This is a genomic window from Asaia astilbis JCM 15831 (assembly GCF_000613845.1).
Classification (GTDB): domain Bacteria; phylum Pseudomonadota; class Alphaproteobacteria; order Acetobacterales; family Acetobacteraceae; genus Asaia; species Asaia astilbis.
The window spans coordinates 156,299-178,017 of sequence record NZ_BAJT01000004.1 but is presented as its reverse complement, the minus strand read 5'-3'; the positions used below and the strand labels follow the sequence as shown (position 1 = coordinate 178,017).

Genomic DNA, 21,719 nt, shown 5'->3' with positions numbered 1-21,719 from the left:
GCCTGAGTGAAGGGGCGCCTTAGCGGAATTGACGCCTTAACGCAATGTTCTTCGGGATTCGGTGGGGTAATCTTGTGAAGGCTTCACACGGCCAGCTGAAGTGGCCGTGCGCTGCTTGCCTGCGGCATTTCACCCTCAAGCAAGGGATGACGCACGACGCGCCGTCCTGCTTACTCGTAAGCGGTGAGCACCCAGCCGTTTTCGGTCGGGTCACAATAAAGCGGCACAGCGTTGGCCAATCGTACATTGATCGGCAGGTCCATCGCCGCACGCAGGGCACGGAAGAGCGCACCATGCGCCACGATCATGGGAATGCCGTCCTGTTCGAGCGCACGATTGACAGCGCCGGAAGCACGGGTCTTGAGACCTTCGAACGTCTCGCAGCCTTCAGGGGTGAACTCGCCTGCAATCCAGGGATCGTACCAGTCTCCCATCGGCTCTCCCTCCATCACACCGAAGCAGACCTCTTCAAGATCGCGGTCAGTGGAGAGAGGCAAAGTAACGCCGCTGGAAACGGCAATGGCTTCCTGAGCCGCCAGAGCAGTGTCATAGGCGCGTGTCAGCGGTGAAGAGATAACCCGGGCAATCGGTGAGGCGCCATCGCGCCAGTGACGGGAGAGCGAGTCTCCGGCTTTCACCGCCTGCTCGCGTCCCGTGGCATTCAGCGGAATATCTGTCCGGCCCTGCGAAAGATTTTGGGCATTCCAGTCGGTCTGACCGTGGCGCAAATACCAGAAGGGGCGACGAAGCAGCATAAAATCCGGTCCTTAGTCGAAGAGCGAAGAGACAGAGCTTTCATCTGCCACAGCACTCATGGCACGCGCCAGAAGATTAGCCGTGCTGATCTGGCGGATATTGGGCGATTCTTCCATGGCGTCAGTCGCAGGAATACTGTCCGTCAGGGTCAGCATCTTCAGAGGCGACGCAGTGATACGCTCCACAGCCGTCCCGGTCAGAACGCCGTGGGTCACATAGGCCTCTACCCCGATCGCCCCGTGCTTCATCAGGGCCTCGGCTGCGTTACACAGCGAGCCACCGCTATCGACGATGTCATCGACGAGAATGCAGTAACGCCCGGCGACGTCGCCAATCACGTTCATGACCTCGGACACGCCCGCACGCTCACGACGCTTGTCGATGATGGCAAGATCGGTGTTCAGACGCTGCGCCAATTGACGCGCGCGCACCACACCGCCCACATCGGGCGAGACAATCATCAGATTCTCATTCTGATGACGTGCAATGATGTCGCGCTTGAACAAGGGCGCGGCGTAGAGGTTATCGACCGGAATATCGAAGAAACCCTGAATCTGCATGGCGTGCAGATCCATCGTCAGAATACGGTTGGCCCCTGCTTCGACCAGAAGATTCGCTACCAGCTTGGCGCTGATCGGCGTCCGCGGACCGGATTTGCGATCCTGACGGGCGTAACCGAAATACGGCATGACCGCCGTGACACGACGGGCTGACCCGCGACGCAGGGCGTCGAGCATGATCAGCAATTCCATCAGATTGTCATTGGTCGGCGAGCAGGTGCTCTGAATGACGAAGACATCCTCGCCACGCACATTTTCCTGGATTTCAACGAAGACTTCGGCATCGGCAAAGCGCCGCACCGATACCTTGCACAAGGGCAGGCGCAGTTCCTGCGCCACGGCTCGCGCCAGAGGCAGGTTACTGTTACAGGCGACGATCTTCATCAGGAAAAGACTCCGGTCCGGGACGGCAGCAAACGCGGCCTTCTAACAATGCCGCAGCGCGCTGTCATTAACTCAAAGCTTTCCAGCCAGACAGGCAGACTTTTTTCGGCAACGACAGCTCGTTGATACCCCTGTGTCGGGCAACCTTTTTCCTCTTGGGTTGGATACACGCGCGGACAAAGCCGCCGACTCAGCAGGATCAGCCTCCTCCCAGCCGATCCGTTGCCAGACCGATGGTAAGCTAGGATCCCTGTTCAGAAACCGAACCGCCCTCTCATCCGGTTCGCCGGGCAGGCCCTCATGATCCGAAACTTCACAGATACTTGATCGTTCCTGATGGCCCCCGGCCTGTCGGCAGGGTTCAGTCAGGTAAGGGCATTATGATGGAATTGATCAAGGTCTCGAATGCCACGCAGAATAATCTGCAAGGTGTCTCGATCACCATCCGGTCGGTAAGATCACCGTCTTTACGGGGGCGTCCGGCTCCGGAAAGTCTTCCCTTGTCTTCGGCGTTCTCGCCGCTGAATCACAGCGTCAGCTCAATTTCACCTATCCGACCTATGTGCGTAATCGTCTCCCCAGAGGGGGATCCCTCATGTCGATCAGATAACCGGTCTGTCCACCGCTATCATCATCGACCAGAAAGCGATCGGTACCAGCCGTCGGTCGACAGTTGGCACAGCAACCGATGCGTCCCCTCTCCTTCGCCTGATTGTTTCACGGATGGGACGCCCCTTCGTCGGTTATTCGCACGTCTTTTCCTTCAACGATCCTGCGGGAATGTGCCCTCGATGCGAAGGAGTGGGTGAAGCCGTCGATATTGACGAAAGGGAGCTGATCGATCTCGACAAGTCGATCAACGAAGGCGCCTTCAAATTCAGCGCCTACGCCCCGGGAACCTGGTACTGGAAATGGTATAAGCTGACCCGACTCTTCGATGCAGACTGCAAGCTCAGGGACTACTCGAAAGAAGATCTTGATCTGCTACTCTATGCAGAGCCGCAGCCTCTGAAAAACCCTCCCCCTGACTGGTATGCGACCGCCAAATACGAAGGTGTCGTCCATCGCTTTCGCAGGACCTATCCCGACGGCGTGCGCGATACCCATAAAGGGCAGACCGCCCGTGATCTGGCACGGATCATTCACCGCACGACCTGCCCGGAATGCAAGGGAGCCCGGTTGAACCAGGCCGCTCTGAGCTGCCGGATCGACGGACGCAACATCGACGATCTCAGTCGCCTCTCGATTGCCGATCTGCTTGCCTTGGCAGAAACATGGACCATGCCCGAGGTCGCGCCAGCCCTCGAAAATCTGATCGGGCAGCTTCGTACGCTCATCGATCTCGGTCTGGGTTATCTCCAGCTCGGTCGCACGACACCCAGCCTGTCGGGTGGCGAAGCCCAGCGCATCAAGATGGTGCGCCATCTCGCAGTTCTCTGAGTCGCTTCACCTATATCCTCGACGAACCCTCGACCGGGCTGCATCCCCGCGATGTACGCCATCTGGGCCTCATCCTTCAGCGCCTGCGCGACAAGGGCAATACGGTCCTGCTCGTCGAACACGATCCTGATCTGATCGATATCGCTGATGCCGTCATCGATATGGGACCGGGACCCGGCGAAGCGGGAGGCAGAGTTCTGTTTTCCGGCGATCTTCCGGGTCTGCGCGCGTCGGACACACCGACGGGGCACTCTTTGCGCGCACCACGTGTTTTTACGTCCGCACGCGCCCCTGAAGGTGCGCCGATCCGGATCCGCAAGGCGTGCCGCAACAATCTGCGCAACATCGATATCGATATCCCCCGCGGCCTTCTCATCGCCCTGACCGGGGTCGCAGGATCGGGGAAAAGTTCGCTGGTGCAGGAGATCCTCGCCGCTGAACCCTCCGCACATCTGATCGACCAGAGCCCCTTGAGGGGAAGCAGCACATCGACTGTCGCCACCTATACCGGAGCGATGGATCGTATCCGCGATCTCATGGCCCGTACCAACCGTGTGTCACGCAGCTGGTTTACCAATGCCGCTCAGGGAGCCTGTCCGACCTGCAAAGGCCGCGGCATCCTCGTCACGGAACTCGCCTTTCTCGACAGCACCGAGACGGTTTGCGAAGCCTGCGGCGGCACTGGTTTCAACGAAACGGCTCTCAGCTATCGGCTGGATAATCACACGATCGCTGAAATTCTCGACATGCCGGCAAGCAGGGCAGCACGGTTCTTTTCGTCGCGCACCGCCGAAATTGCGACACTCTTCGAGCAGCTTGACCATGTCGGGCTCGGCCATCTGGCGATCGGGCGCGCAACCGCCACCCTGTCAGGCGGTGAGAGACAGCGCGTTAAACTCGCAACCCGTCTGGGCGATTCGCCCGACACGCTGATTCTGGACGAACCGACAACCGGCCTGCACGGGGCCGATGTGTCCCGCTTGCTGGCCTTGCTCGACACCCTTGTCGAACAAGGAAAAACCGTCGTGATGGTCGAGCACAACCTCGACGCCATGCTCGCCGCTGACTGGATCGTCGATCTGGGGCCTGAAGCAGGCGGCGATGGCGGCCAGATCATGTATTCTGGCCCGGCTCAGGGGATTCTCGACGCCCCAAATACTCTCACCGGGAGTGAACTGAGACGCTATGTGGGGAAAGGTGCCCAGGACTAATCACCGGTCCGAAAAGGGCCCGTTATGTTCAAGCGCACCACCTGCCCGAACTGGCAGAACGAGGTTTCCACCAAAGTGGGTGTAACACCCTGACCTCGTCCCGGCGCTGCGGGACGAGGTTAATCGGTACAATCAGTCGGTACCGTATTTCACCGAGCGTGGTCCGTAGAGCAGCCCGTTCGGCGGCCCAACCTTTAGGAGGCGGTTTGCCGCAGTTCCTGCTTCGGCAAGACTTTCATCCGTCAGATTATCGATCACCTGGTTCATCGCCGCACTCACGAGGATACCGACGATCCCACCACCCGAGTTCTGACGTTTCTCAGAGCTCGCAGCCGACCCTATGCCGGTCCACAGGACTGAACCGCTCTTCAGATCAACCAGCTTCGCACTGGCCGTCACAATGGTGTTGCTGTCGATCACATGGTAAACTGAGCCATAAGCCGTAATCGTCGTGTAAAGCGCAGCATCCGCACCGAAGGTCGTCCGCAGCTTTTCGGCAGGTGCCTGAATGATCTCGTCAGGGGCGCTCAGCCCGTTCTGCCGAAAGGTTTCGGTCTCAAGCGTGACGGGAACGACGTAATAGCCCCCTTCCGCCAGAGGCAGGGTCATCTGCGACAAAAGCCCATTGGTCGCATTGACGTCTGGCGTATGATTGACCGGCGGCAGGACCAGAATGGTACGAGGCTTCGCTGCCTTGAAGGCCGTATAGTCCGGGGCTTGGCCCTGTGACGCACAGGCCGTTACGGCAAGACAGAGCGCCAGTCCGGCAACGCGGCGCATGACAGAAACGCTCTTCATGACGACGCTTCGCAGTCTGGCTCGTGCTCGTGCTCGTGCTCGTGCTCGTGCTTTGGCCCATGTTTTTCAGGAGAAAGTCCATATAGGTCGCGGCTTCAGGAAACAGGGTCTTCTCCTGAGTGAATTCCTGCTGGGCCAGATCGGTCTTGCCCTGAGTTGCGTAAAGCAGTCCGAGATGGGCATGAAAGCCAGGGGGAACGGACAGCCCCTTGCCACGGGCCTTTTCCATATCCTTTTCCAGCACCGCAATCTGTGCCTGCGGATCGGTCTTACCCTGCAGATAGATGTATTGCTGTGCCTGAAAGCTCCGCCAGCTATAGAGGGGCGGCGTTGACTGCCCTGAGCAGCCAGCGAGAATGCCTGACAGAGCAAGCCCTGCCAAAACTTTCGCGTAACGTGTCATGATTTCGAAATCCGTCTCTCGGTTTAAAAAAACGCGGTGGGGGAGATTAGCGAATCTGCCCCGAATCAACGTCCTGAGCGAAATGGTTCACAGCATCCTGAATTGCCAGATCGAGCACCTTGCCATTCAGCGTCGAATCGTACGCGGCGGTGCTGCCAAAACCGATGACTTCACGGTCGGACAGGCTGTATTCCGCAGCGCCTTCGCTTGTCGCCACAATCTGTGATGTCAGCGGATTGACGATCTGCAGACTCACCTTGGCATAGGCGATCTGGCTGTGACCCCGCCCTGCGATGCCGAAAAGCTGCATGTCACCCACATCCTTACGACCAAAGGCCGTGACATCGCCGCTTACAAGGTAATGTGCGCCCTTGATCGCCTGTCCCTGACCGAGAAAACCCGCCTCCTGCTTTCCCTCAGCGAGATTGTCACGATCCATGACGGAAAAACGACCCGTCTGCTGCAAGCGCGTCAGCAGAATGACACGGGCCTGATTGCCGAGACGATCGACTCCGTCAGAAAAAATACCGTTCATGTAATTGGAGCGGTTGGCAAACTTCCCCGCTGCGATGGCGACGCGCGGGCCATTATACGCCGTTTGCGACACCTGCACGGGCGGCACAGGCAACGTACGAGAAGACTCGGTGGCACAGCCACCGAGCAGCAAGGCTGAAGAGAGAACCCCGAAGACTAGGCTTTTTACGTGCACCAAAATTGACCCCCTGGTTCTGCTATTCTTCTGAAAGAGCGCGTTACCCCGACTTTATTGCACAAGTTTTTCCGGCAATGAAATTGTTAATAGTTAATCAATTCTCAAATTGTCTCATTTTCTTCACATTTGATACTGGACCACATCGATACCAATACTAATTTTCAGAGAATAACCAGTTTGAGACAGATAAATGGTTTTAGATATCTCCACAGTGGTGATGTCGATCACCCAATCTTAGGTTGAAAATTTTCGTTAACTACTATCATCTTGTAGTAATGATGATAAATCAGAGTTTTATATGCAGAAATACATTTGGTAGATCATTGATTCTTAGGGGAGAACCTTCTTTTTCTCACCACAACAATTCTATTCTTCTTCACGACTCTCTCTATACCCTGGGTGGGGTCCTTGTCGAAAACTCTACTTACTGCGCAGGGGAAAATCTGCAGGGCGCTTTTCATTATCACGTATATGCACCGCGAACCGTCTTTCTCGACCACCCCCCCACAGAAGGTCCGGCAGACTGCTTCTGGCTGGGTTACTTCCACGACCATTTCGGCCATTTCCTGACCAGCACGCTGCAACGCTTGTGGTATCTGCGTCATCATAAGCGACGCTATGCGGGGTATATCGCGCCCAATTATCGGAGCTTCCATGATGAAGGGGGCTTCATCGTCAAAATTCTGGACAGCCTCAAAATCGACCGAAGCCAAATTCTCTCTCTCCCGGAGAATTCACTTCTCAAAAATATCGACGTTGCCGAGCCTTCTTTTATCGAAAACTCCCATTGCTACGATGTCTGGAGCCATTTCATGCGCGATATCGGGCAGCGCATTCTGGGAAAATATTCAGGCACAGAACACCATCGCCCCGTCTTTCTCTCCCGACACCGCGCTGCCTCAACCACGCGCCGCTATGACGGTGAAGACGCGCTGGGTGCTGTGCTTGAAAAGCTGGGTATTGAACTCTGCTACCCGGAAAGCCTCTCGATTGAAGAACAACTCAAGCTTTGGGCCAGCCATTCGACTTTCATCGGTTTCTCTGGCTCGGCCTTCATGAATGCGGCGTTCTTCCAGGGAAAGACGATCATCGTCCTGAATCATGACGGCTATATTTTCGGTACGCAACGCATGATTGACGAGAGCTGCCACCATAAAGCGCTCTACCTGGATGTCGATTTCTTCCTGAAACGAGAAGAAATCGATCCCAATCGGTATGTCATTACCGATCCCGAAGGCCTCGCCGCCAAAATCGTCAAAGCAGTGCGCAGCCTGACCTGAACGCACCGTCTCCTGTCTATTTCTTCGCCGCGGCCTGTTCGGGCGGGAGCGGTTTATGATCGCGTCCCGAGTAATTGGTGATGATCTGATGCACACCACCCGCCGCTTCAGAAGCAGCCGCCATCGCCACATCGCCCCAGGCGCCATCGAGTGAATGGGCATCGATGTCATGAAGCTGGGTAGCCGCCCCTGCTTCCTTGCCGTCTGCTGCAACCGTACGCCAGATGATCTCGATGTGCTGGGTCGGATGTCCAGTCATCCCGGCCGGGCCATCGCTCAACGTCACTGTCGTCTCAACGCTGTAATCCGCATTCTTGACGTTGCTTTCCAGCTTGTCGTGCTGATCGGGAAAGCTCGCGACAAAGGCGCGCGCCAGCGAGACATTCCCATCTCCCGGCGCCCCTTTCACGCCCTTGAAAAAGACTTTCGCCGGACGGCGCTTGAGGCTGTGGGGGTCAGCCTGCATCATGGCAGCCTGAATACCGGTCAGGACATTGCTGATCTGCGGAGCCGAGGCGGCAGCAAGTGTCGTCAAAACCGGCTTTTGCCCCTGTGCCCAGACAGAAGCCGGAATCGGCGCGGCATCCCAATGACCACGCGCCTCACCTGTCGGCATCATGACCACATAATGCGGGACCACCTGATCCCCCTGCATCGTGGCCGAGAGCCTGAGCCACCAATCGCCCGGCTTCGCGGATTGCGCGACAGCTGGCAGGGACTGATCGACCAACTGGGTCGCGACCTCTCTGGCCCAAAGCGCTGACGCTGCATTATCGAGCAGGGAGTCTGGGGGTGTCGGGACAGCGAGGCGTGGCGGCGGCGTTGTCAGGGCGAGACGGCGCCCTTCCGGCCCGGGATCGCCAAATGGATGCGGCATATCCACACATCCCGCCAGAAGAGCCATGCTTCCCAGCAATCCGATCACGGTCTTCATGCTCGATCTCATGACTGTCTTCCTGCCCTGATTACTGAAATCTGATGCCCGATCGCTCCGCCTCCGGCGAGCGTGCGCCGACGATGGCTGAAAAAGCGACGCACATCAGGGCATGTATCGAGCCCTATCATCGAAACGTAACGTAAGCCGGCGCGGCGCAATCTGTGCAGGCAATACCCCGGCAGATCGAAAAGGAAATGATTATCGCGCCCGGCTGGCATGAAACAGAACGCGGCTTCGGGCGAGGCATCGAGCACAGATTCACGCATCTCGGCCCCAACTTCATAACTGTCCTGACGGATGCAGGGGCCGACACACGCCACAACATCGCCAGCCCCGAGAGCAGCCATTGCCGAGAGCGTGGCCTCGAGCACCCCACCCACGGCGCCGCGCCACCCTGCATGAGCCGCCCCCGCAACACGGCCATCGAGGCTGGCAAAGAGAACCGGCCCGCAATCAGCCGTGATCACGCCTAGCGCCAGATCGTCACGATCACTCACCAACGCATCGGCGCGCGGACCACGCCCAGTCTGCCAGAGCGGCGTCTCGCGTGTCAGCGTCACGACATCGACCGAATGCGTTTGAGTCAGGCCCAGCAACGAGGGAGCGTCTACCCCGAGAAATCGGGCGACGCGGCTGCGGTTCTCCGCAATGTTCTCGGGTCGGTCCGATGAGGCCAGAGAGCAATTGAGCGAATTGAACGGCGCGGGAGAGACCCCTCCAAGACGGGTGAAGAAGCCATGACGCATAAAAGCCAGAGAGTCGGCCTGAAGCGCCCAACCACGCGGAGCAGACTCAGCCATAGGCTTTCTCCCCTTCGAGCGTATGCGGATGGCGTATGCCGTACATCATGAGCCAGAGCCCGGCCAGTGCCATCGGGACGCAGAGAACCTGCCCCATTGTCACGCCGAAGGGCAGGAAGCCGATGAATGAATCGGGCTCCCGGAACAGCTCACAAAAGCTGCGCGCCGCAGCATAGCCAAAAAGAAAAAGTCCGGAGAGAAACCCGTAACGCATCCGCGCCCAGGGACGGCTCGCAGCAACAAGCATCACACCCAGCAACAGAGCCCCTTCAGTCAGGGCTTCATAAAGCTGGGACGGGTGACGGGCGATCGGCCCTCCCGTGGGGAAAACCATCGCCCAAGGCAGCCATTCCGGCGCAGCGCGACCCCACAACTCTCCGTTGACGAAATTCGCGCAGCGACCGAGCCCAAGGCCCAGCGGGACAATAATGGTGATGCGGTCCGAAAAAGACAGAAAGTTGAGCCCGTTGCGCCAAGTGAACCACGCAAGCGCCAGAATTACGCCCAGAGCTCCCCCATGAAACGACATGCCGCCCTGCCAGACCTGCAGGATGGAGAGAGGATGAGTCAGGTAAAATCCCGGCTTGTAGAAGAGGATGTAACCAAGCCGCCCCCCCAGCACGACACCGAGCATGGCCCAGAAGGCAAAATCATCCACCTGCTCCCGGGTTGCGGCACGTGGCGCCAGACCGCAGAGCCGGATGGCAATTTTCCAGCCGATCAGGATCGAGAGAATATAGGCCAGCGCGTACCAGTGCACAGCCAACGGCCCCAGACGAAAGGCAATCGGATCGAACTGGGGCAGGATGATCGGGTGGGCTTGCATGGCAGCCTTTACAGATAGGGGTCTGACGTTGCGAGATACTCGCGCACATAGCGCGTGACGCCCTCTTCAAGAGAGGTGAAGGGACGGTCATACCCCGCTTCACGCAAGCGCGTCATGTCAGCGCAGGTATAGGATTGATACTGGCCCTGCAACGCATCGGGCATATCGATGAACTCGATACGACGGGACATGCCAGCGGCATCGCAGACCGCATTGGCAAGGTCGACATAGCTGCGTGCCGTGCCTGTGCCGCAATTGAACAGCCCGCTTACCTTCGGATGATCGAACAGCCAGAGCATGATATCGACCAGATCGCCCACCCAAATGAAATCACGCGCCTGCGCCCCATCGGCCAAATCGGGCCGGTCGGACCGGAAGAGCCGTGCTGGCTCACCACGCTTGACCTCGTCATATTTGACCTTCACGACCGAGATCATCGACCCTTTATGGTATTCGTTGGGTCCATAGACATTGAAGAATTTGAGGCCTGCCCATTGGCGCGGCATCATTCCTCCTGTTTTCAGACGCGCTGTCAGATGCTGATCGAAGACGTGTTTCGACCAGCCATACAGGTTCAGCGGTTTCAGGGTTGCGAGCGAGGCCGGTGAATCCGAAAACTGCTCGGGCCTGTCTGCAGCGCCATAGGTTGCTGCCGAGGACGCATAGAAAAACGGGACGTCGCGCGCTGTGCACCAGTCAAGCAGGGTTTCCGAAAGATCGACATTGGTGCGCCACACCAGATCGCCATCTCTGGCCGTGGTGCTGCTGATCGCCCCCATGTGAAAGACGGCTCGAATATCGGTAGAATTCGCCAGAAAGGTATCGAGCGCATCAGGATCGATCAGCAGATCCGGCGGGTGCTTGGCAAGGTTTCGCCACTTCCCCTGATCGCGCAGGCGGTCCACAACCGCGACAGCCTCACCACGCGCCTTGAGCGCTGCGACCAGGCACGAGCCAATAAATCCGGCGCCGCCGGTGACGATCATCATGGAATCTGTATAAGACGCCCAAACGCAACCTCCAAGCCACACCCGCTGGAGAAAAACGTGACCCTGGCATCCCAACGCCCCGTGTCACGTTGCTCTCGGCAGAGGTGAAAGTCAGTCTGGGCGCCGCATCGCCCCTGCTGGCCGCACGGGGGCCTCTAACCCGCCCGGTTTCACGACCGGACGTCAGGACAGCAAGGATAAAGCCATGGCAGACCGGCCCCGTTTTTTCGATGATCTCGCAGGCGCCGCCGGAGGCGCGTTTTCGGCCCTGACTGGATTGCGCGAAGAACTTCACGCCGTGGTGCGCGCGCGCATCGACGAAGTGCTTTCCTCGCTCGATCTCGTACGCCGTGACGAACTGGACGTGGCCCGCGAACTCGCAACACGGGCACGCATCGCACAGGAAGATGCCGATGCGCGACTGGCCCGTATCGAAGAGCGTCTCTCCGATCTGGAAAAGGCACTCACCACCCCCGCCTCTTCCTCTTGAGAGGCAGGAATGTCTGCGTCCTTGCAAGTGAGGCGCGGCATCCTTAACGTGACCTGATATGACGATTCGCGGCCCAAAAACTGCGAATTTTCATATCGTTGCAGACATCCTGATGCGCGTCGCTTCGCCCCGCGCGTCACCGGCCCAGGGAGTCCCGAATGCCTGCTCTATCCGTCTCCTCCTCCTCACATCAGGATACCAATCCGCTCGACGTCATGGAGCAGATCGTCTGCGGCCATGACTGGGCGTTCGACCGTCGCACCGATTCGGAAATGGCGGCCGAAGCACCCGGAAAATGGTGCGATTACGGTCTCTATTTTTCATGGTCCCGCGAAATCGCCGCCATGAATTTTACCTGCACGTTCGACCTGCGGGCCCCCGCCAACCGTCGCAAAGCCCTCTATGAGCTCATCGCGCTTGCCAATGAGCGTCTCTGGATCGGCCATTTCAGCCTCGATCTCGAAACGGGCACGCCGGTTTTCCGTCACTCGGTTCTGCTGCGCGGTGCCACCAGCCTTGCTGCAGAAAGCATGGAAGACATGATCGATATCGCCATTACGGAATGCGAGCGTTTTTACCCCGCATTTCAGTTCACGCTGTGGAGCGGCAAGACGCCGGTCGAAGCGCTCGAAGCCGCCATGCTCGACTGTATGGGTGAAGCATGAGCCTGCCTTCTCTGCTTCTCGTTGGCTGCGGAAAAATGGGCGGTGCGCTCTGGCAGGGATGGCTGGACCGGGGCGTTGCCTCATCCGTCATTCTTGACCGGCGCTGCCCGGCGCCGCCTGCACCTCATCATGTGGTCCGCAGTGCCGAGGAAATTCCGCAGGATTTCAAACCGGATATCATCATTCTGGCAGTAAAACCGGCCGGGATGGAAACAGCGCTGGCGTCTTTGCGTCCCTGGCTCGACGACACGATCGTCATCTCCATGCTCGCAGCCCGCACGGTCGAAAGTCTGCGTGCTGCCTGTCAGGGCGCGCGCACCAAGATCGTTCGTGCCATGCCCAACACACCGGCCGCTATTGGCCAGGGCGTAACGGGCGTTTGCAGTCCCGACCTCGACGCGTCCGAACGTGAACTCTGCACGACGCTGCTCTCCGCCGTCGGTGTGGTGGCCTGGGTCGACGACGAGCCACAGCTCGAAGCCCTGACCCCGATTTCCGGCTGTGGACCCGCTTATGTCTTCCTGCTGGCCGAGCTTCTTGAAAAAGAGGCGCTGCGAGTCGGCCTTCCGTCAGATACCGCACGGCTGATCGCCAGAGGCACTGTATCGGGTGCAGGCGCTCTGATCGCGGCGTCTGAAGAGGAAAGCGCCGTTCTGCGCCAGAACGTCACCAGCCCCAATGGCGTCACGGCCAAGGCACTCGACGTGCTAATGGCCCCTCCCGCTTGGCCCGAAGCCATGACAAAGGCCGTCGATCAGGCCATGGCACGCGCCCGTGAGATGGCATCCTGACAGAAAACACGGATCCTGACCTGTCATTCAATTGTCACCAAACGCCCATAGGGTATGATCGGCCTCAGAAAGACAGGAACAGGTTTATGACGAGTATCGATCGCGAAGAGTTTGATCTGGCGCTTCTGGAGGCAGGATTTTCTCTTGCCGCCGATAAAGGCTGGCCGCGCTTCTCGCTGGTTGAGGCGGCCCAACAGGCAGGCCTCCCGATTGACGAGGTGCGCGGACGCTTTCCCTTCCGTCACAGTCTTCTCATGCGGCTGGGTCGCCTTGCCGATGAATCGGCCTTTCGTGATGACGGCCTGAATGGATCCGTGCGCGAGCGCGTCTTCGATCTCTTCATGCGTCGCTTCGACGTGTTTCAGCAATATCGCGAAGGCATTCGCGCGGTACTTCAGGCCCTGCCCACGGACCGGGTCTCGCGGTGCTTCTCGGTGCCGCAACACTCGATACGATGCGCTGGATGGGCGATCTGGCCGGTGTCGACTGCGCCGGCATTACCGGTGCGCTGCGTCTCAACGGTCTTGCGGGAGCCTGGGGTTTTGCTCTGCGCGCATGGGAAAAGGATGACAGCCCCGATCTCGCGCAAACCATGGCAGCGCTCGATCAGGCCCTCGACAAGGCTGAACGTTATGGCGCTCTGAAGCCGTCGCCGAACCGGTTGCTGGAGGAAGCGACCCGTCAGACGGGAATCCCTGACCATTCGCTCGAACTCGAAACATAATGGCTTTACGTCTGCCATGAGGCAGATTAAAAGCCGTCACACGCGATGGGATGTAGCCAAGCGGTAAGGCAGCGGATTTTGATTCCGCCATTCGGAGGTTCGATCCCTCCCATCCCAGCCAGCGTTTTTCCTAAAATCAAATCCTTTGCGTGCTTCCTTTTGAAGAAGCCATAGAGCTGTCGCCGTCCTCCGCATCGGGAGAGAGCATCAGCTCGGATGCACAGGCGTAAAGCTTCCATTTAGCCTCTGAACGCAGAGCGAGCGCAGTAAGCGCGCTCTCTCCTAGCCATACCCTGTGAACACCACACGGGACGATCAGATAACACAAAAAGCGTCATACTTTGACGCTTGGTGATCTGCATAATGTCTTGGAAGGTACCGGCGGGGCGATGGTGGGCACACAAGGGCTCGAACCTTGGACCCGCTGATTAAGAGTCAGCTGCTCTACCAACTGAGCTATGTGCCCATAGCCCCGCTCCGGTGAGAGGGCTTCTAACAGGGGGCGGAACAGGCAGCAAGAGGAAAAATGCACTATTCCGCATTCGAAACTACTTTGCGGATTTCTCTGGCGATAACAGGCGCATGAGCGTGTCGAACTGATCGAGACTGTTATAGTCAAGGCGGAGCGACCCCCCTTTGCCATTGAAGTCGATCTTCACCTTGAGCCCCAGCCGCGACGCCAGATCCCGCTCCAGACGCACCAGCTCGTTGTCGCGTGGCGGCTTCAACGCTTCCTGTTCGGCTTTGGGCACCTGACGAGCAAGCGCCTCGGTCTGACGCACATTGAGGCCGCGTCCGATCACGATTTCTGCGGCAGCCACCGGATCAGGATGGGCCAAGAGGGCACGTGCGTGACCGGCGCTCAAAAGCCCCTCACGCACCTTCTGACGCACAGATTCTGGCAGGTTCAGCAGACGCAGGATATTGCCGATATGCGGACGGGATTTGCCCACCGCGCCAGCCAGTTCTTCCTGTGTCAGGGCATAATCGGTCAGAAGCCGCTGAAGACCTTCAGCTTCTTCGATCGCGTTCAGATCAGCACGCTGCAGATTCTCCACCAGCGCCGCTGCCATGGCATCAGCATCATCAAGCAGGCGCACATGCACCGGTACTTCATGCAGACCAGCCCGCTGCGACGCACGCCAGCGACGTTCGCCTGCGATAATCTGGTAACGCCCTTTCTGCTCGGGATCGGGTCGAACCAGGATAGGCTGGAGGACGCCCCGACTACGGATCGAGTCCGCCAGCTCATTCAGGCGGCCTTCATCCATATCCACGCGAGGCTGAAAGGGACCGGGCGCCAGAAGGTCGACACCGAGCATTGCAGGGTTATGAGCAACCTCCTGACTGGGCGACGGTGCACGCGGCAAATCATGTGCCTGGTCACCGAGAAGGGCTGCAAGACCGCGCCCAAGACGCGGAGCCGGTTTCTTGCTCATGACGATGCCCCTTTCTTTTGGGTGATACCAAGACGTTGGGCAATTTCTTCTGCCAAAGCCAGATAGGCTGCGGCACCGCTGCTGCGCCGGTCATACTCCAGCACCGAGCACCCGTGGCTCTGCGCTTCGGAAATCTTGATATTGCGCGGAATCAGGGTTTGCAGAACCTGCTCCCCGAAGAAATTGCGCGCATCGGCCGCAACCAGTTCAGACAGGTTGTTGCGTCGATCGTACATGGTGAGAATGATACCCGCCACGTGCAGATCGGCATTGAACGCCCGGCGCACACGATCGACAGTGCGAACGATCTGACTGATGCCTTCAAGCGCAAAGAACTCACATTGCAGCGGGATCAGCACTGCATCGGCCGCCACGAGCGCATTCAGGGTCAACAGACCGAGGCTGGGCGGGCAGTCGATCAGGATGATGTCATAACGATCGGCAAGCGCCATAAGTGCCTCGCGGATACGAAACTCGCGCCGTTCACTCCCGATCAGCTCAATCTCGGCACCGGCCAGATCGGTATTGGCCACGATAACATCGAGATTGGGTGTTTCGGTTGGACGAGGGAGTTTTTCCGGTGGAGCCTCTTGCATGAGTGCTGCATAGCTACCGATCTGACGCGCATTATAATCAACGCCGAGCCCGGTGGACGCATTGCCCTGCGGGTCGATATCGACCAGCAGAACGCGCTGCGTGCTGGCAAGAGCTGCCGCCAGATTGATTGCTGTTGTGGTCTTGCCCACACCCCCCTTCTGGTTGGTGATGGCGAGAATACGGGCCTTTTTGCCCGTGTCGTTAGTCGACACGTTTTATATCGCTTATCTCGATGATGGCGCCCCCTGAGGCGGCGCGATTGTCCAGAATTCTATGCTGCATGTGCCAGCACCGCTCGGCTTCGGTCAACTCGTCCGGCAGATTTTTTCCCTTGAGAAACAGGGCTTTCCCATGCGGAAGCAGAAAAGGGGCACTCCATTCCAGCAACTGCGACAACGGAGCCAGGGCACGTGCCGTCACATAGCTGGCAGGATCGACATCGGCCTGCTCGATGCGCTTGGGTACAATCTGAGCCTTGACGCCACAAGCCCGTGACGCCTCTCTCAAAAAGGCGCATTTGCGTTGGTCTGACTCCACCATGACCATCTCGGCATCACAGGCGATGCCGATCATGAGCGCGGGAAAGCCGCCGCCAGACCCCAGATCGATGACACGGGCACCCCGCTCGATGAAGTACAAGCCTGAGTGAGTCATCGATATGACGCTCCCATAAAAGGGGCATGTCACGGGGGCTAACGAGGTTGATGCGCGCGTTCCATTTTTCGAGCAAAGCCGCGAAAGTCTCTAGCCGCTCGCGTGTTTCACGTGGAACAGGGGTCATGCCACGGCCCTCACATGCGCCAGAAGTGCGATCATGGCGGCGGGTGTGACGCCCGGGACGCGCTGCGCCGCCGCAAAATTGACGGGCCGGGCCAGAGAAAGACGCTCTTTCATCTCGCTGCTCAAGCCGCCGATACGGGTGTAATCGAGATCGACGGGCAGAGAGATCTGCGCCTCTCCCGCGAGCTGACGGATCTCCCGTTCCTGACGCTGAAGATATCCACCATAGCGGGCTTCCGTCTCGACATGGCGTCGCACGCGCAAGGGGAGCTCGGCAAACCAGGGCGCGAGACGTGATGCTGCCGCCTCATCTGCCTGCCCAGACAGCACATCGAGCAAGGAGCGCCGACGACCGTCCTGCGAGACCGTAATGCCCTGCGCTGCGAGATCCTGAGGGGCATAGAGCGCCGCACGCGCCTGCTCCATCGCCGACGTGATGGCCTGCTCGTCCTGCTCAAGACGTGCCGCTCTCTCAGAGCTCACACATCCCATCTCGACCCCGAGCGCCGTCAGACGGAGATCGGCATTATCGGCACGCAGGCTCAACCGGTATTCGGCCCGTGACGTGAACATGCGATAGGGCTCGGAAACCCCCTGCAACGTCAGATCGTCAAGCATCACACCCAGATAGGCCTGATCACGACCGAGAACGAGCGGCTCATTGCCCCCGACGAAGCGAGCCGCATTCAGACCCGCCAGAAGGCCCTGAGCCCCCGCCTCTTCATAACCGGTCGTGCCATTGATCTGCCCGGCGAGGTAAAGACCCTGCATTGCTTTCAAAGCGAGGCTTGGGGCCAGCTCACGCGGATCGACATAATCATACTCAACCGCGTAGCCGGGCGTGACGATGCGCGCTTTCTCAAGCCCTGGAATGGACGCCATCATCAATGCCTGAATGTCGGCGGGCAGACTGGTGGAAATACCGTTCGGATAGACCAGATCCCCCCCGGGATTCCCCGGCAGCCCCTCGGGCTCGAGGAAGATCTGATGTCCGTCTTTCTCACCGAACCGGACAATCTTGTCTTCGATCGACGGGCAATAGCGCGGCCCGCGTCCGGCAATTGCACCGCCATAAAGAGCAGACAAGGCCAGATTATCCCGGATGATCTGATGCGTCTGTGGCGTCGTGGTCGTGATGCGACAGGAGAGCTGATCGGTGGTGATGCGATCGGTCAGACGGCTGAACGGCTCTGGTACGGCGTCGCCCTTATCCTCTGCCAGAGACTCCCAATCGATGCTGTCACGCGCCAGACGCGCAGGCGTGCCGGTCTTGAGCCGCCCCATACGAAGGCCAAGCGCCTCAAGGCGCTCTCCCAGACGCGCCGCAGGACGCTCCCCGATACGCCCCGCCTGCTCCTGCTTATGCCCGATATGGATCACACCACGCAGAAACGTACCGCTGGTCACCACCACTGCGCCGCCACTGAACACACGCCCGTCTTCACACACGACCCCGGTAACACGCTTGTCCTGCACAACGAGATCAGCCGCCTCACCCGCCACAATCGTTAGATTGGGCGTTTCGACCAACAGCGCCTGAATGGCATTCCGATACAGATAGCGATCGGCCTGTGCGCGTGGGCCGTGGACGGCAGGCCCTTTGGAGCGGTTCAGCAGCTTGAAATGGATTCCCGCCCTGTCGGCGGCGCGGCCCATCAACCCGTCAAGTGCATCGATCTCGCGGACGAGATGTCCCTTGCCGATCCCCCCGATCGCCGGGTTGCACGACATCGCACCGATCATCTCAGGCTTTTGAGTCAGCAAAAGCGTACGCGCGCCGAAACGTGCCGAGGCAGCAGCTGCCTCACAACCCGCATGCCCCCCGCCTATGACGACAACATCAAACTCGCTCACACATGCCTCATTTACCAATGCAGAATTGTCCAAATATCACATCCAGCAGGGACTCGACATCAACTTGTCCCGTCAATCGACCGAGAGCCCGCATCGCAAGTCGCAATGCTTCGCCCCTCACCTCGGGCCACGGCGCTGCACGCGCCTGATCGAGATAGAGCAGCGCCTCTTCGATGCCAGCCCGGTGACGCGCCCTTGTCAGAGGCGCGCCGACGCCTGCTGTCAGGGCTTTGATCCGCTCGGCCAGAAGCGCTTCGAGCGCAGACATTCCCTCGCCCGTCTGCACGCTCAAGCCGAGTGTGCCTTCCAAAGCCGGATACAGATCGATCTTGTTGCAGACCAAAAACGCGTCAGGGCGGAGCGGCATTTCTGCCTCGCCTGCCATCACATGAAGCACAAGATCGGCATGTTCCACGTGAAACATTGCGCGTTTGATGCCTTCTGCCTCGATCTCGTCCTCGGTCTCCCGAAGCCCTGCTGTATCGACCAGACGCAGTCGAACCCCATGAAAGAGCCAGTCGATCGCAATCACATCGCGCGTCGTCCCCGCCCGGTGGGTGACGATTGCTGCGTCATATCCTGCCAGGTAGTTCAGCAGACTCGACTTACCAACATTGGGCGCCCCCGCGATGACCACGGTCAGCCCGCGTCGCACGATCTCGCCCCGCTTGTTAGCAAGGTGGGATTGAAACTCTGTGCGCAATCCGTCGAGTTTGCGAGCCAATGCCTGTTCGACCTCTTCAGGCAGATCTTCATCCGGAAAGTCGATCAGTGCTTCCTGATGAGCAAGAAGCGTTTTCAATCGGTCGCTCCAGTCGTGATAGCGCCGGCTGAGCACACCGTCTGCCTGAGCCAGCGCCTGCTGACGCTGGCTGTCACTCTCGGCCTCTACCAGATCGGCAATCGCCTCGGCCTGAAGCAGATCCAGTCGGCCTGCCTGCACAGCCCGACGCGTAAACTCCCCTGCCTCAGCAGGTCGCGCTCCGAGTGCCGTCAGCGCGAGCGCGACCCGATCGATGACGGCTGGTCCTGCGTGAAGATGCAGTTCAAAGCCGTCCTCGCCGGTATAGGAGCGCGGACCGGGTAACCAAAGAACAACGGCATCATCCAGATGCTCGCCCTCGTGACGCAGCGCGCGCAGGCTGGCATGACGCGGCGAAGGCAGACGCCCCGAACACAAGGCGGCAAGCACCTCTTGAGCGCCGGGACCACTTGCGCGCATGATGGCAATCGCCGCCCGCCCGGCACCGGTCGCCAGAGCGAAAATGACTTCGCCCTTGCGTCTTGCCGGGCTTTCCATCGCGTCAACCATGTGAATCCTCTATGCCCCAGCTCTCATTACACTCTCCCCTTGGCCCCCTGACCCTCAGCGAAGATGAAGGGTCTATCGTCGCCCTCGATTGGGGATGGGGACGCGATCAGGAAAAGACGCCCCTTCTTACCCGCGCCCAGACCATGCTGGAACGTTATTTCGACGGCGAGCCTGAAAGTTTCGACCTACCTCTGGCACCCTGGGGCACCGCCTATCGCAAAACCGTCTGGGCTGCCCTGCAGCATGTGCCCTACGGCCAGACGATCAGCTATGCGGAACTTGCCGCAAAAGCCGGCGGTTCCGCCCGGTCGATTGGGGGCGCCATGTCCCATAACCCGATCCCGATCCTGATCCCCTGCCATCGCGTTCTCGGCAAGAGTCATCTCGGCGGCTACTCCGGCGAAGGCGGACTGGACGACAAGCGTTATCTACTCAGACTGGAGGGCGTCGCGCTTTAAACGCTTTTCGAACAGAGCGGACATAGATGGATCACGGGGCGGGGCCCCGTCCCCCGAAAAGAGGCTGCGCCCCTTTCATCCCAAGCGAGAGCTGACGCTTCTTACAAAAAAACGCCGGGCACCATGGGCACCCGGCGGCTGATCGTCACAAGCTGATCGAAAGATCAGTTGTTCATGGCGTCGAAGAAATCCTGGTTCGTCTTGCTGTATTTCAGCTTGTCGAGCAGGAAGTCCATCGCATCCATGGTGCCCATCGGCGACAGGATACGGCGCAGCACCCACATCTTCGACAGCGACGCACGATCGACAAGGAGCTCTTCCTTACGCGTACCCGACTTGGTGATGTCGATCGCGGGGAAGGTACGCTTATCCGAGAGCTTACGATCGAGAATGAGCTCGGAGTTACCCGTGCCCTTGAACTCTTCGAAAATCACTTCGTCCATACGGCTGCCCGTATCGATCAACGCCGTTGCAATGATGGTGAGCGAGCCACCTTCCTCAATGTTACGCGCAGCACCGAAGAAGCGCTTGGGGCGCTGCAGGGCGTTGGCGTCCACACCACCGGTCAGCACCTTGCCCGATGACGGCACAACGGTGTTGTAGGCGCGCGCCAAACGGGTGATGGAGTCCAGCAGGATCACGACGTCACGCTTGTGCTCAACAAGACGCTTGGCCTTCTCCAGCACCATTTCGGTGACCTGAACGTGTCGGGTCGCGGGCTCGTCAAAGGTCGATGAGACCACTTCGCCACGCACCGAGCGGGCCATGTCGGTCACTTCTTCCGGACGTTCATCGATCAGCAGCACGATCAGAAAGACGTCAGGATGGTTGGCGCTGATGGAAGACGCAATGCTCTGCAGCATGACGGTCTTACCCGTACGCGGCGGAGCCACGATGAGCGCACGCTGTCCCATACCGATGGGGGCTACGAGATCGATCACGCGCGGCGTGTAATCGCGCTGGTCTTTCTTGCCCTTGCCTGTCGGCTGGGGCTCAGGAGCACCGACCTGTTCGACTTCCATCCGGAGGCGACGCTCAGGGTAGAGCGGCGTCAGATTATCAAAGTTGATGCGCTGACGGACGGAATCAGGCTCTTCGAAGTTGATCGAGTTGACCTTGAGCAGCGAGAAATAACGCTCGCCATCGCGCGGCGCACGAATCTGACCTTCGACCGTATCACCGGGGCGCAGGCCGAAACGGCGCACCTGGGCGGGGGAGATGTAGATATCGTCAGGGCCGGGCAGATAATTGGCTTCGGGGGAGCGAAGATACCCGAAACCGTCAGACAGGATTTCCAGTGTGCCTTCGCCATAAATGGCCTGATCGTTGTCCGCCAGGGTCTTGAGAATGGCGAACATGATGTCCTGCTTGCGCATCGAGGATGCATTCTCGATTTGCAGCTCTTCAGCGTAGGCCAGCAAATCGGCAGGTGATTTTTTCTTGAGTTCAGCAAGATGCATGAAAAGCGCCTTAGATGGGCTATAGTCCACTGCCCTGGAGACAAAGTCCGTAT

General features: G+C 59.0%; 21 protein-coding genes, 2 tRNA genes and 3 pseudogenes. 9 read left to right on the top strand and 17 right to left on the bottom strand.

What is annotated here, in order from left to right; all coding sequences use genetic code 11:
* Positions 1 to 170 precede the first annotated feature (170 nt).
* A complete protein-coding gene (locus JCM15831_RS04595; RefSeq protein ID WP_025823071.1) occupies positions 171 to 755 on the bottom strand; it encodes a histidine phosphatase family protein in 585 nt (194 codons plus the stop codon).
* A 12-nt stretch (positions 756 to 767) separates the two neighbouring features.
* The gene (locus tag JCM15831_RS04590) at positions 768 to 1,700 is read right to left on the bottom strand and encodes a ribose-phosphate pyrophosphokinase (protein ID WP_025823069.1); all 933 of its coding nucleotides are present in this window, start codon (positions 1,698 to 1,700) and stop codon (positions 768 to 770) included.
* A 723-nt stretch (positions 1,701 to 2,423) separates the two neighbouring features.
* On the opposite strand from JCM15831_RS04590, the gene JCM15831_RS22455 reads away from it, so the two are divergent.
* Both JCM15831_RS22455 and JCM15831_RS22450 read left to right on the top strand, forming a co-directional pair.
* On the top strand, positions 2,424 to 3,140 hold the full coding sequence (locus JCM15831_RS22455; protein WP_232227994.1) for an excinuclease ABC subunit UvrA: 717 nt from the start codon (positions 2,424 to 2,426) through the stop codon (positions 3,138 to 3,140).
* 161 nt (positions 3,141 to 3,301) lie between these two features.
* Positions 3,302 to 4,351 (top strand): ATP-binding cassette domain-containing protein, encoded by a 1,050-nt coding sequence (locus JCM15831_RS22450; RefSeq protein ID WP_232228001.1) that lies wholly within the window; start codon positions 3,302 to 3,304, stop codon positions 4,349 to 4,351.
* Positions 4,352 to 4,483: 132 nt separating this feature from the next.
* On the opposite strand, the gene JCM15831_RS04580 is transcribed toward JCM15831_RS22450, so the two are convergent.
* From JCM15831_RS04580 to JCM15831_RS22445, 4 genes and pseudogenes are all read right to left on the bottom strand, one after another.
* Positions 4,484 to 5,149 (bottom strand): DUF799 domain-containing protein, encoded by a 666-nt coding sequence (locus JCM15831_RS04580; RefSeq protein ID WP_025823067.1) that lies wholly within the window; start codon positions 5,147 to 5,149, stop codon positions 4,484 to 4,486.
* 130 nt (positions 5,150 to 5,279) lie between these two features.
* Positions 5,280 to 5,552 (bottom strand): annotated as a pseudogene (locus tag JCM15831_RS23895) (DUF4810 domain-containing protein); the annotation flags it as partial.
* A 46-nt stretch (positions 5,553 to 5,598) separates the two neighbouring features.
* Complete coding sequence (locus JCM15831_RS16650) at positions 5,599 to 6,261, bottom strand: CsgG/HfaB family protein (RefSeq protein WP_035773849.1); 663 nt, start codon at positions 6,259 to 6,261, stop codon at positions 5,599 to 5,601.
* A 323-nt stretch (positions 6,262 to 6,584) separates the two neighbouring features.
* Positions 6,585 to 6,977, bottom strand: coding sequence for a hypothetical protein (locus JCM15831_RS22445; protein WP_232228002.1), 393 nt, complete (start codon positions 6,975 to 6,977; stop codon positions 6,585 to 6,587).
* Between JCM15831_RS22445 and JCM15831_RS04565 the strand changes: the two genes are divergently transcribed.
* Positions 6,861 to 7,544 (top strand): glycosyltransferase family 61 protein, encoded by a 684-nt coding sequence (locus JCM15831_RS04565; protein ID WP_232228000.1) that lies wholly within the window; start codon positions 6,861 to 6,863, stop codon positions 7,542 to 7,544. The two genes, JCM15831_RS22445 and JCM15831_RS04565, sit on opposite strands and share 117 nt — an antisense overlap.
* Before the next feature lie 16 nt (positions 7,545 to 7,560).
* Here JCM15831_RS04565 and JCM15831_RS04560 read toward each other — a convergent pair whose 3' ends face one another.
* The 4 genes from JCM15831_RS04560 to rfaD are packed head-to-tail and all read right to left on the bottom strand — an operon-like array spanning position 7,561 to position 11,096.
* Entirely contained in the window at positions 7,561 to 8,490 is a 930-nt protein-coding gene (locus tag JCM15831_RS04560; protein ID WP_025823061.1) for a hypothetical protein, read from the bottom strand.
* The gene (gene pgeF / locus JCM15831_RS04555; RefSeq protein WP_025823059.1) at positions 8,487 to 9,281 is read right to left on the bottom strand and encodes a peptidoglycan editing factor PgeF; all 795 of its coding nucleotides are present in this window, start codon (positions 9,279 to 9,281) and stop codon (positions 8,487 to 8,489) included. The genes JCM15831_RS04560 and pgeF overlap by 4 nt, the downstream gene beginning before the upstream one ends.
* Positions 9,274 to 10,107: a prolipoprotein diacylglyceryl transferase gene (gene lgt, locus JCM15831_RS04550; RefSeq protein ID WP_035773847.1), complete on the bottom strand. Its 834-nt coding sequence runs from the start codon at positions 10,105 to 10,107 to the stop codon at positions 9,274 to 9,276. Before lgt ends, pgeF begins: the two co-directional genes overlap by 8 nt.
* 8 nt (positions 10,108 to 10,115) lie before the next feature.
* Positions 10,116 to 11,096: an ADP-glyceromanno-heptose 6-epimerase gene (rfaD, locus tag JCM15831_RS04545; protein WP_025823054.1), complete on the bottom strand. Its 981-nt coding sequence runs from the start codon at positions 11,094 to 11,096 to the stop codon at positions 10,116 to 10,118.
* A gap of 205 nt (positions 11,097 to 11,301) precedes the next feature.
* Between rfaD and JCM15831_RS04540 the strand changes: the two genes are divergently transcribed.
* The 5 genes and pseudogenes from JCM15831_RS04540 (at position 11,302) to JCM15831_RS04520 (ending at position 13,887) form a co-directional block, all read left to right on the top strand.
* On the top strand, positions 11,302 to 11,586 hold the full coding sequence (locus JCM15831_RS04540; RefSeq protein WP_025823052.1) for an accessory factor UbiK family protein: 285 nt from the start codon (positions 11,302 to 11,304) through the stop codon (positions 11,584 to 11,586).
* Between the two features lie 158 nt (positions 11,587 to 11,744).
* Positions 11,745 to 12,251 (top strand): type III secretion system chaperone family protein, encoded by a 507-nt coding sequence (locus tag JCM15831_RS04535; RefSeq protein WP_025823050.1) that lies wholly within the window; start codon positions 11,745 to 11,747, stop codon positions 12,249 to 12,251.
* Positions 12,248 to 13,042 (top strand): pyrroline-5-carboxylate reductase, encoded by a 795-nt coding sequence (gene proC, locus JCM15831_RS04530; RefSeq protein ID WP_025823047.1) that lies wholly within the window; start codon positions 12,248 to 12,250, stop codon positions 13,040 to 13,042. The genes JCM15831_RS04535 and proC overlap by 4 nt, the downstream gene beginning before the upstream one ends.
* Positions 13,043 to 13,137: 95 nt before the next feature.
* A pseudogene (locus tag JCM15831_RS23890) lies at positions 13,138 to 13,766 on the top strand (TetR family transcriptional regulator).
* A gap of 46 nt (positions 13,767 to 13,812) precedes the next feature.
* Positions 13,813 to 13,887 (top strand) — tRNA-Gln (locus JCM15831_RS04520).
* 269 nt (positions 13,888 to 14,156) lie between these two features.
* On the opposite strand, the gene JCM15831_RS04515 is transcribed toward JCM15831_RS04520, so the two are convergent.
* From JCM15831_RS04515 to mnmE, 6 genes and pseudogenes are all read right to left on the bottom strand, one after another.
* A tRNA-Lys gene (locus tag JCM15831_RS04515) sits at positions 14,157 to 14,232 on the bottom strand.
* A gap of 82 nt (positions 14,233 to 14,314) precedes the next feature.
* Positions 14,315 to 15,205 (bottom strand): ParB/RepB/Spo0J family partition protein, encoded by an 891-nt coding sequence (locus JCM15831_RS04510; RefSeq protein ID WP_025823045.1) that lies wholly within the window; start codon positions 15,203 to 15,205, stop codon positions 14,315 to 14,317.
* Positions 15,202 to 16,014 carry a ParA family protein gene (locus JCM15831_RS04505; RefSeq protein ID WP_025823044.1) on the bottom strand — a complete coding sequence of 271 codons (813 nt, stop codon included), beginning with the start codon at positions 16,012 to 16,014 and terminating at the stop codon, positions 15,202 to 15,204. The genes JCM15831_RS04510 and JCM15831_RS04505 overlap by 4 nt, the downstream gene beginning before the upstream one ends.
* A pseudogene (gene rsmG, locus JCM15831_RS16640) lies at positions 16,004 to 16,583 on the bottom strand (16S rRNA (guanine(527)-N(7))-methyltransferase RsmG). Before rsmG ends, JCM15831_RS04505 begins: the two are co-directional and overlap by 11 nt.
* A complete protein-coding gene (gene mnmG / locus JCM15831_RS04495) occupies positions 16,580 to 18,436 on the bottom strand; it encodes a tRNA uridine-5-carboxymethylaminomethyl(34) synthesis enzyme MnmG (protein ID WP_025823042.1) in 1,857 nt (618 codons plus the stop codon). Before mnmG ends, rsmG begins: the two are co-directional and overlap by 4 nt.
* A 7-nt stretch (positions 18,437 to 18,443) precedes the next feature.
* Entirely contained in the window at positions 18,444 to 19,748 is a 1,305-nt protein-coding gene (gene mnmE, locus JCM15831_RS04490) for a tRNA uridine-5-carboxymethylaminomethyl(34) synthesis GTPase MnmE (RefSeq protein WP_156938740.1), read from the bottom strand.
* Positions 19,749 to 19,759: 11 nt separating this feature from the next.
* Between mnmE and JCM15831_RS04485 the strand changes: the two genes are divergently transcribed.
* Positions 19,760 to 20,206, top strand: a complete 447-nt coding sequence (locus JCM15831_RS04485; RefSeq protein ID WP_025823040.1) for a methylated-DNA--[protein]-cysteine S-methyltransferase — start codon at positions 19,760 to 19,762, stop codon at positions 20,204 to 20,206.
* Between the two features lie 164 nt (positions 20,207 to 20,370).
* On the opposite strand, the gene rho is transcribed toward JCM15831_RS04485, so the two are convergent.
* Entirely contained in the window at positions 20,371 to 21,666 is a 1,296-nt protein-coding gene (gene rho, locus JCM15831_RS04480; protein WP_025823039.1) for a transcription termination factor Rho, read from the bottom strand.
* Between the last annotated feature and the right edge of the window lie 53 nt (positions 21,667 to 21,719).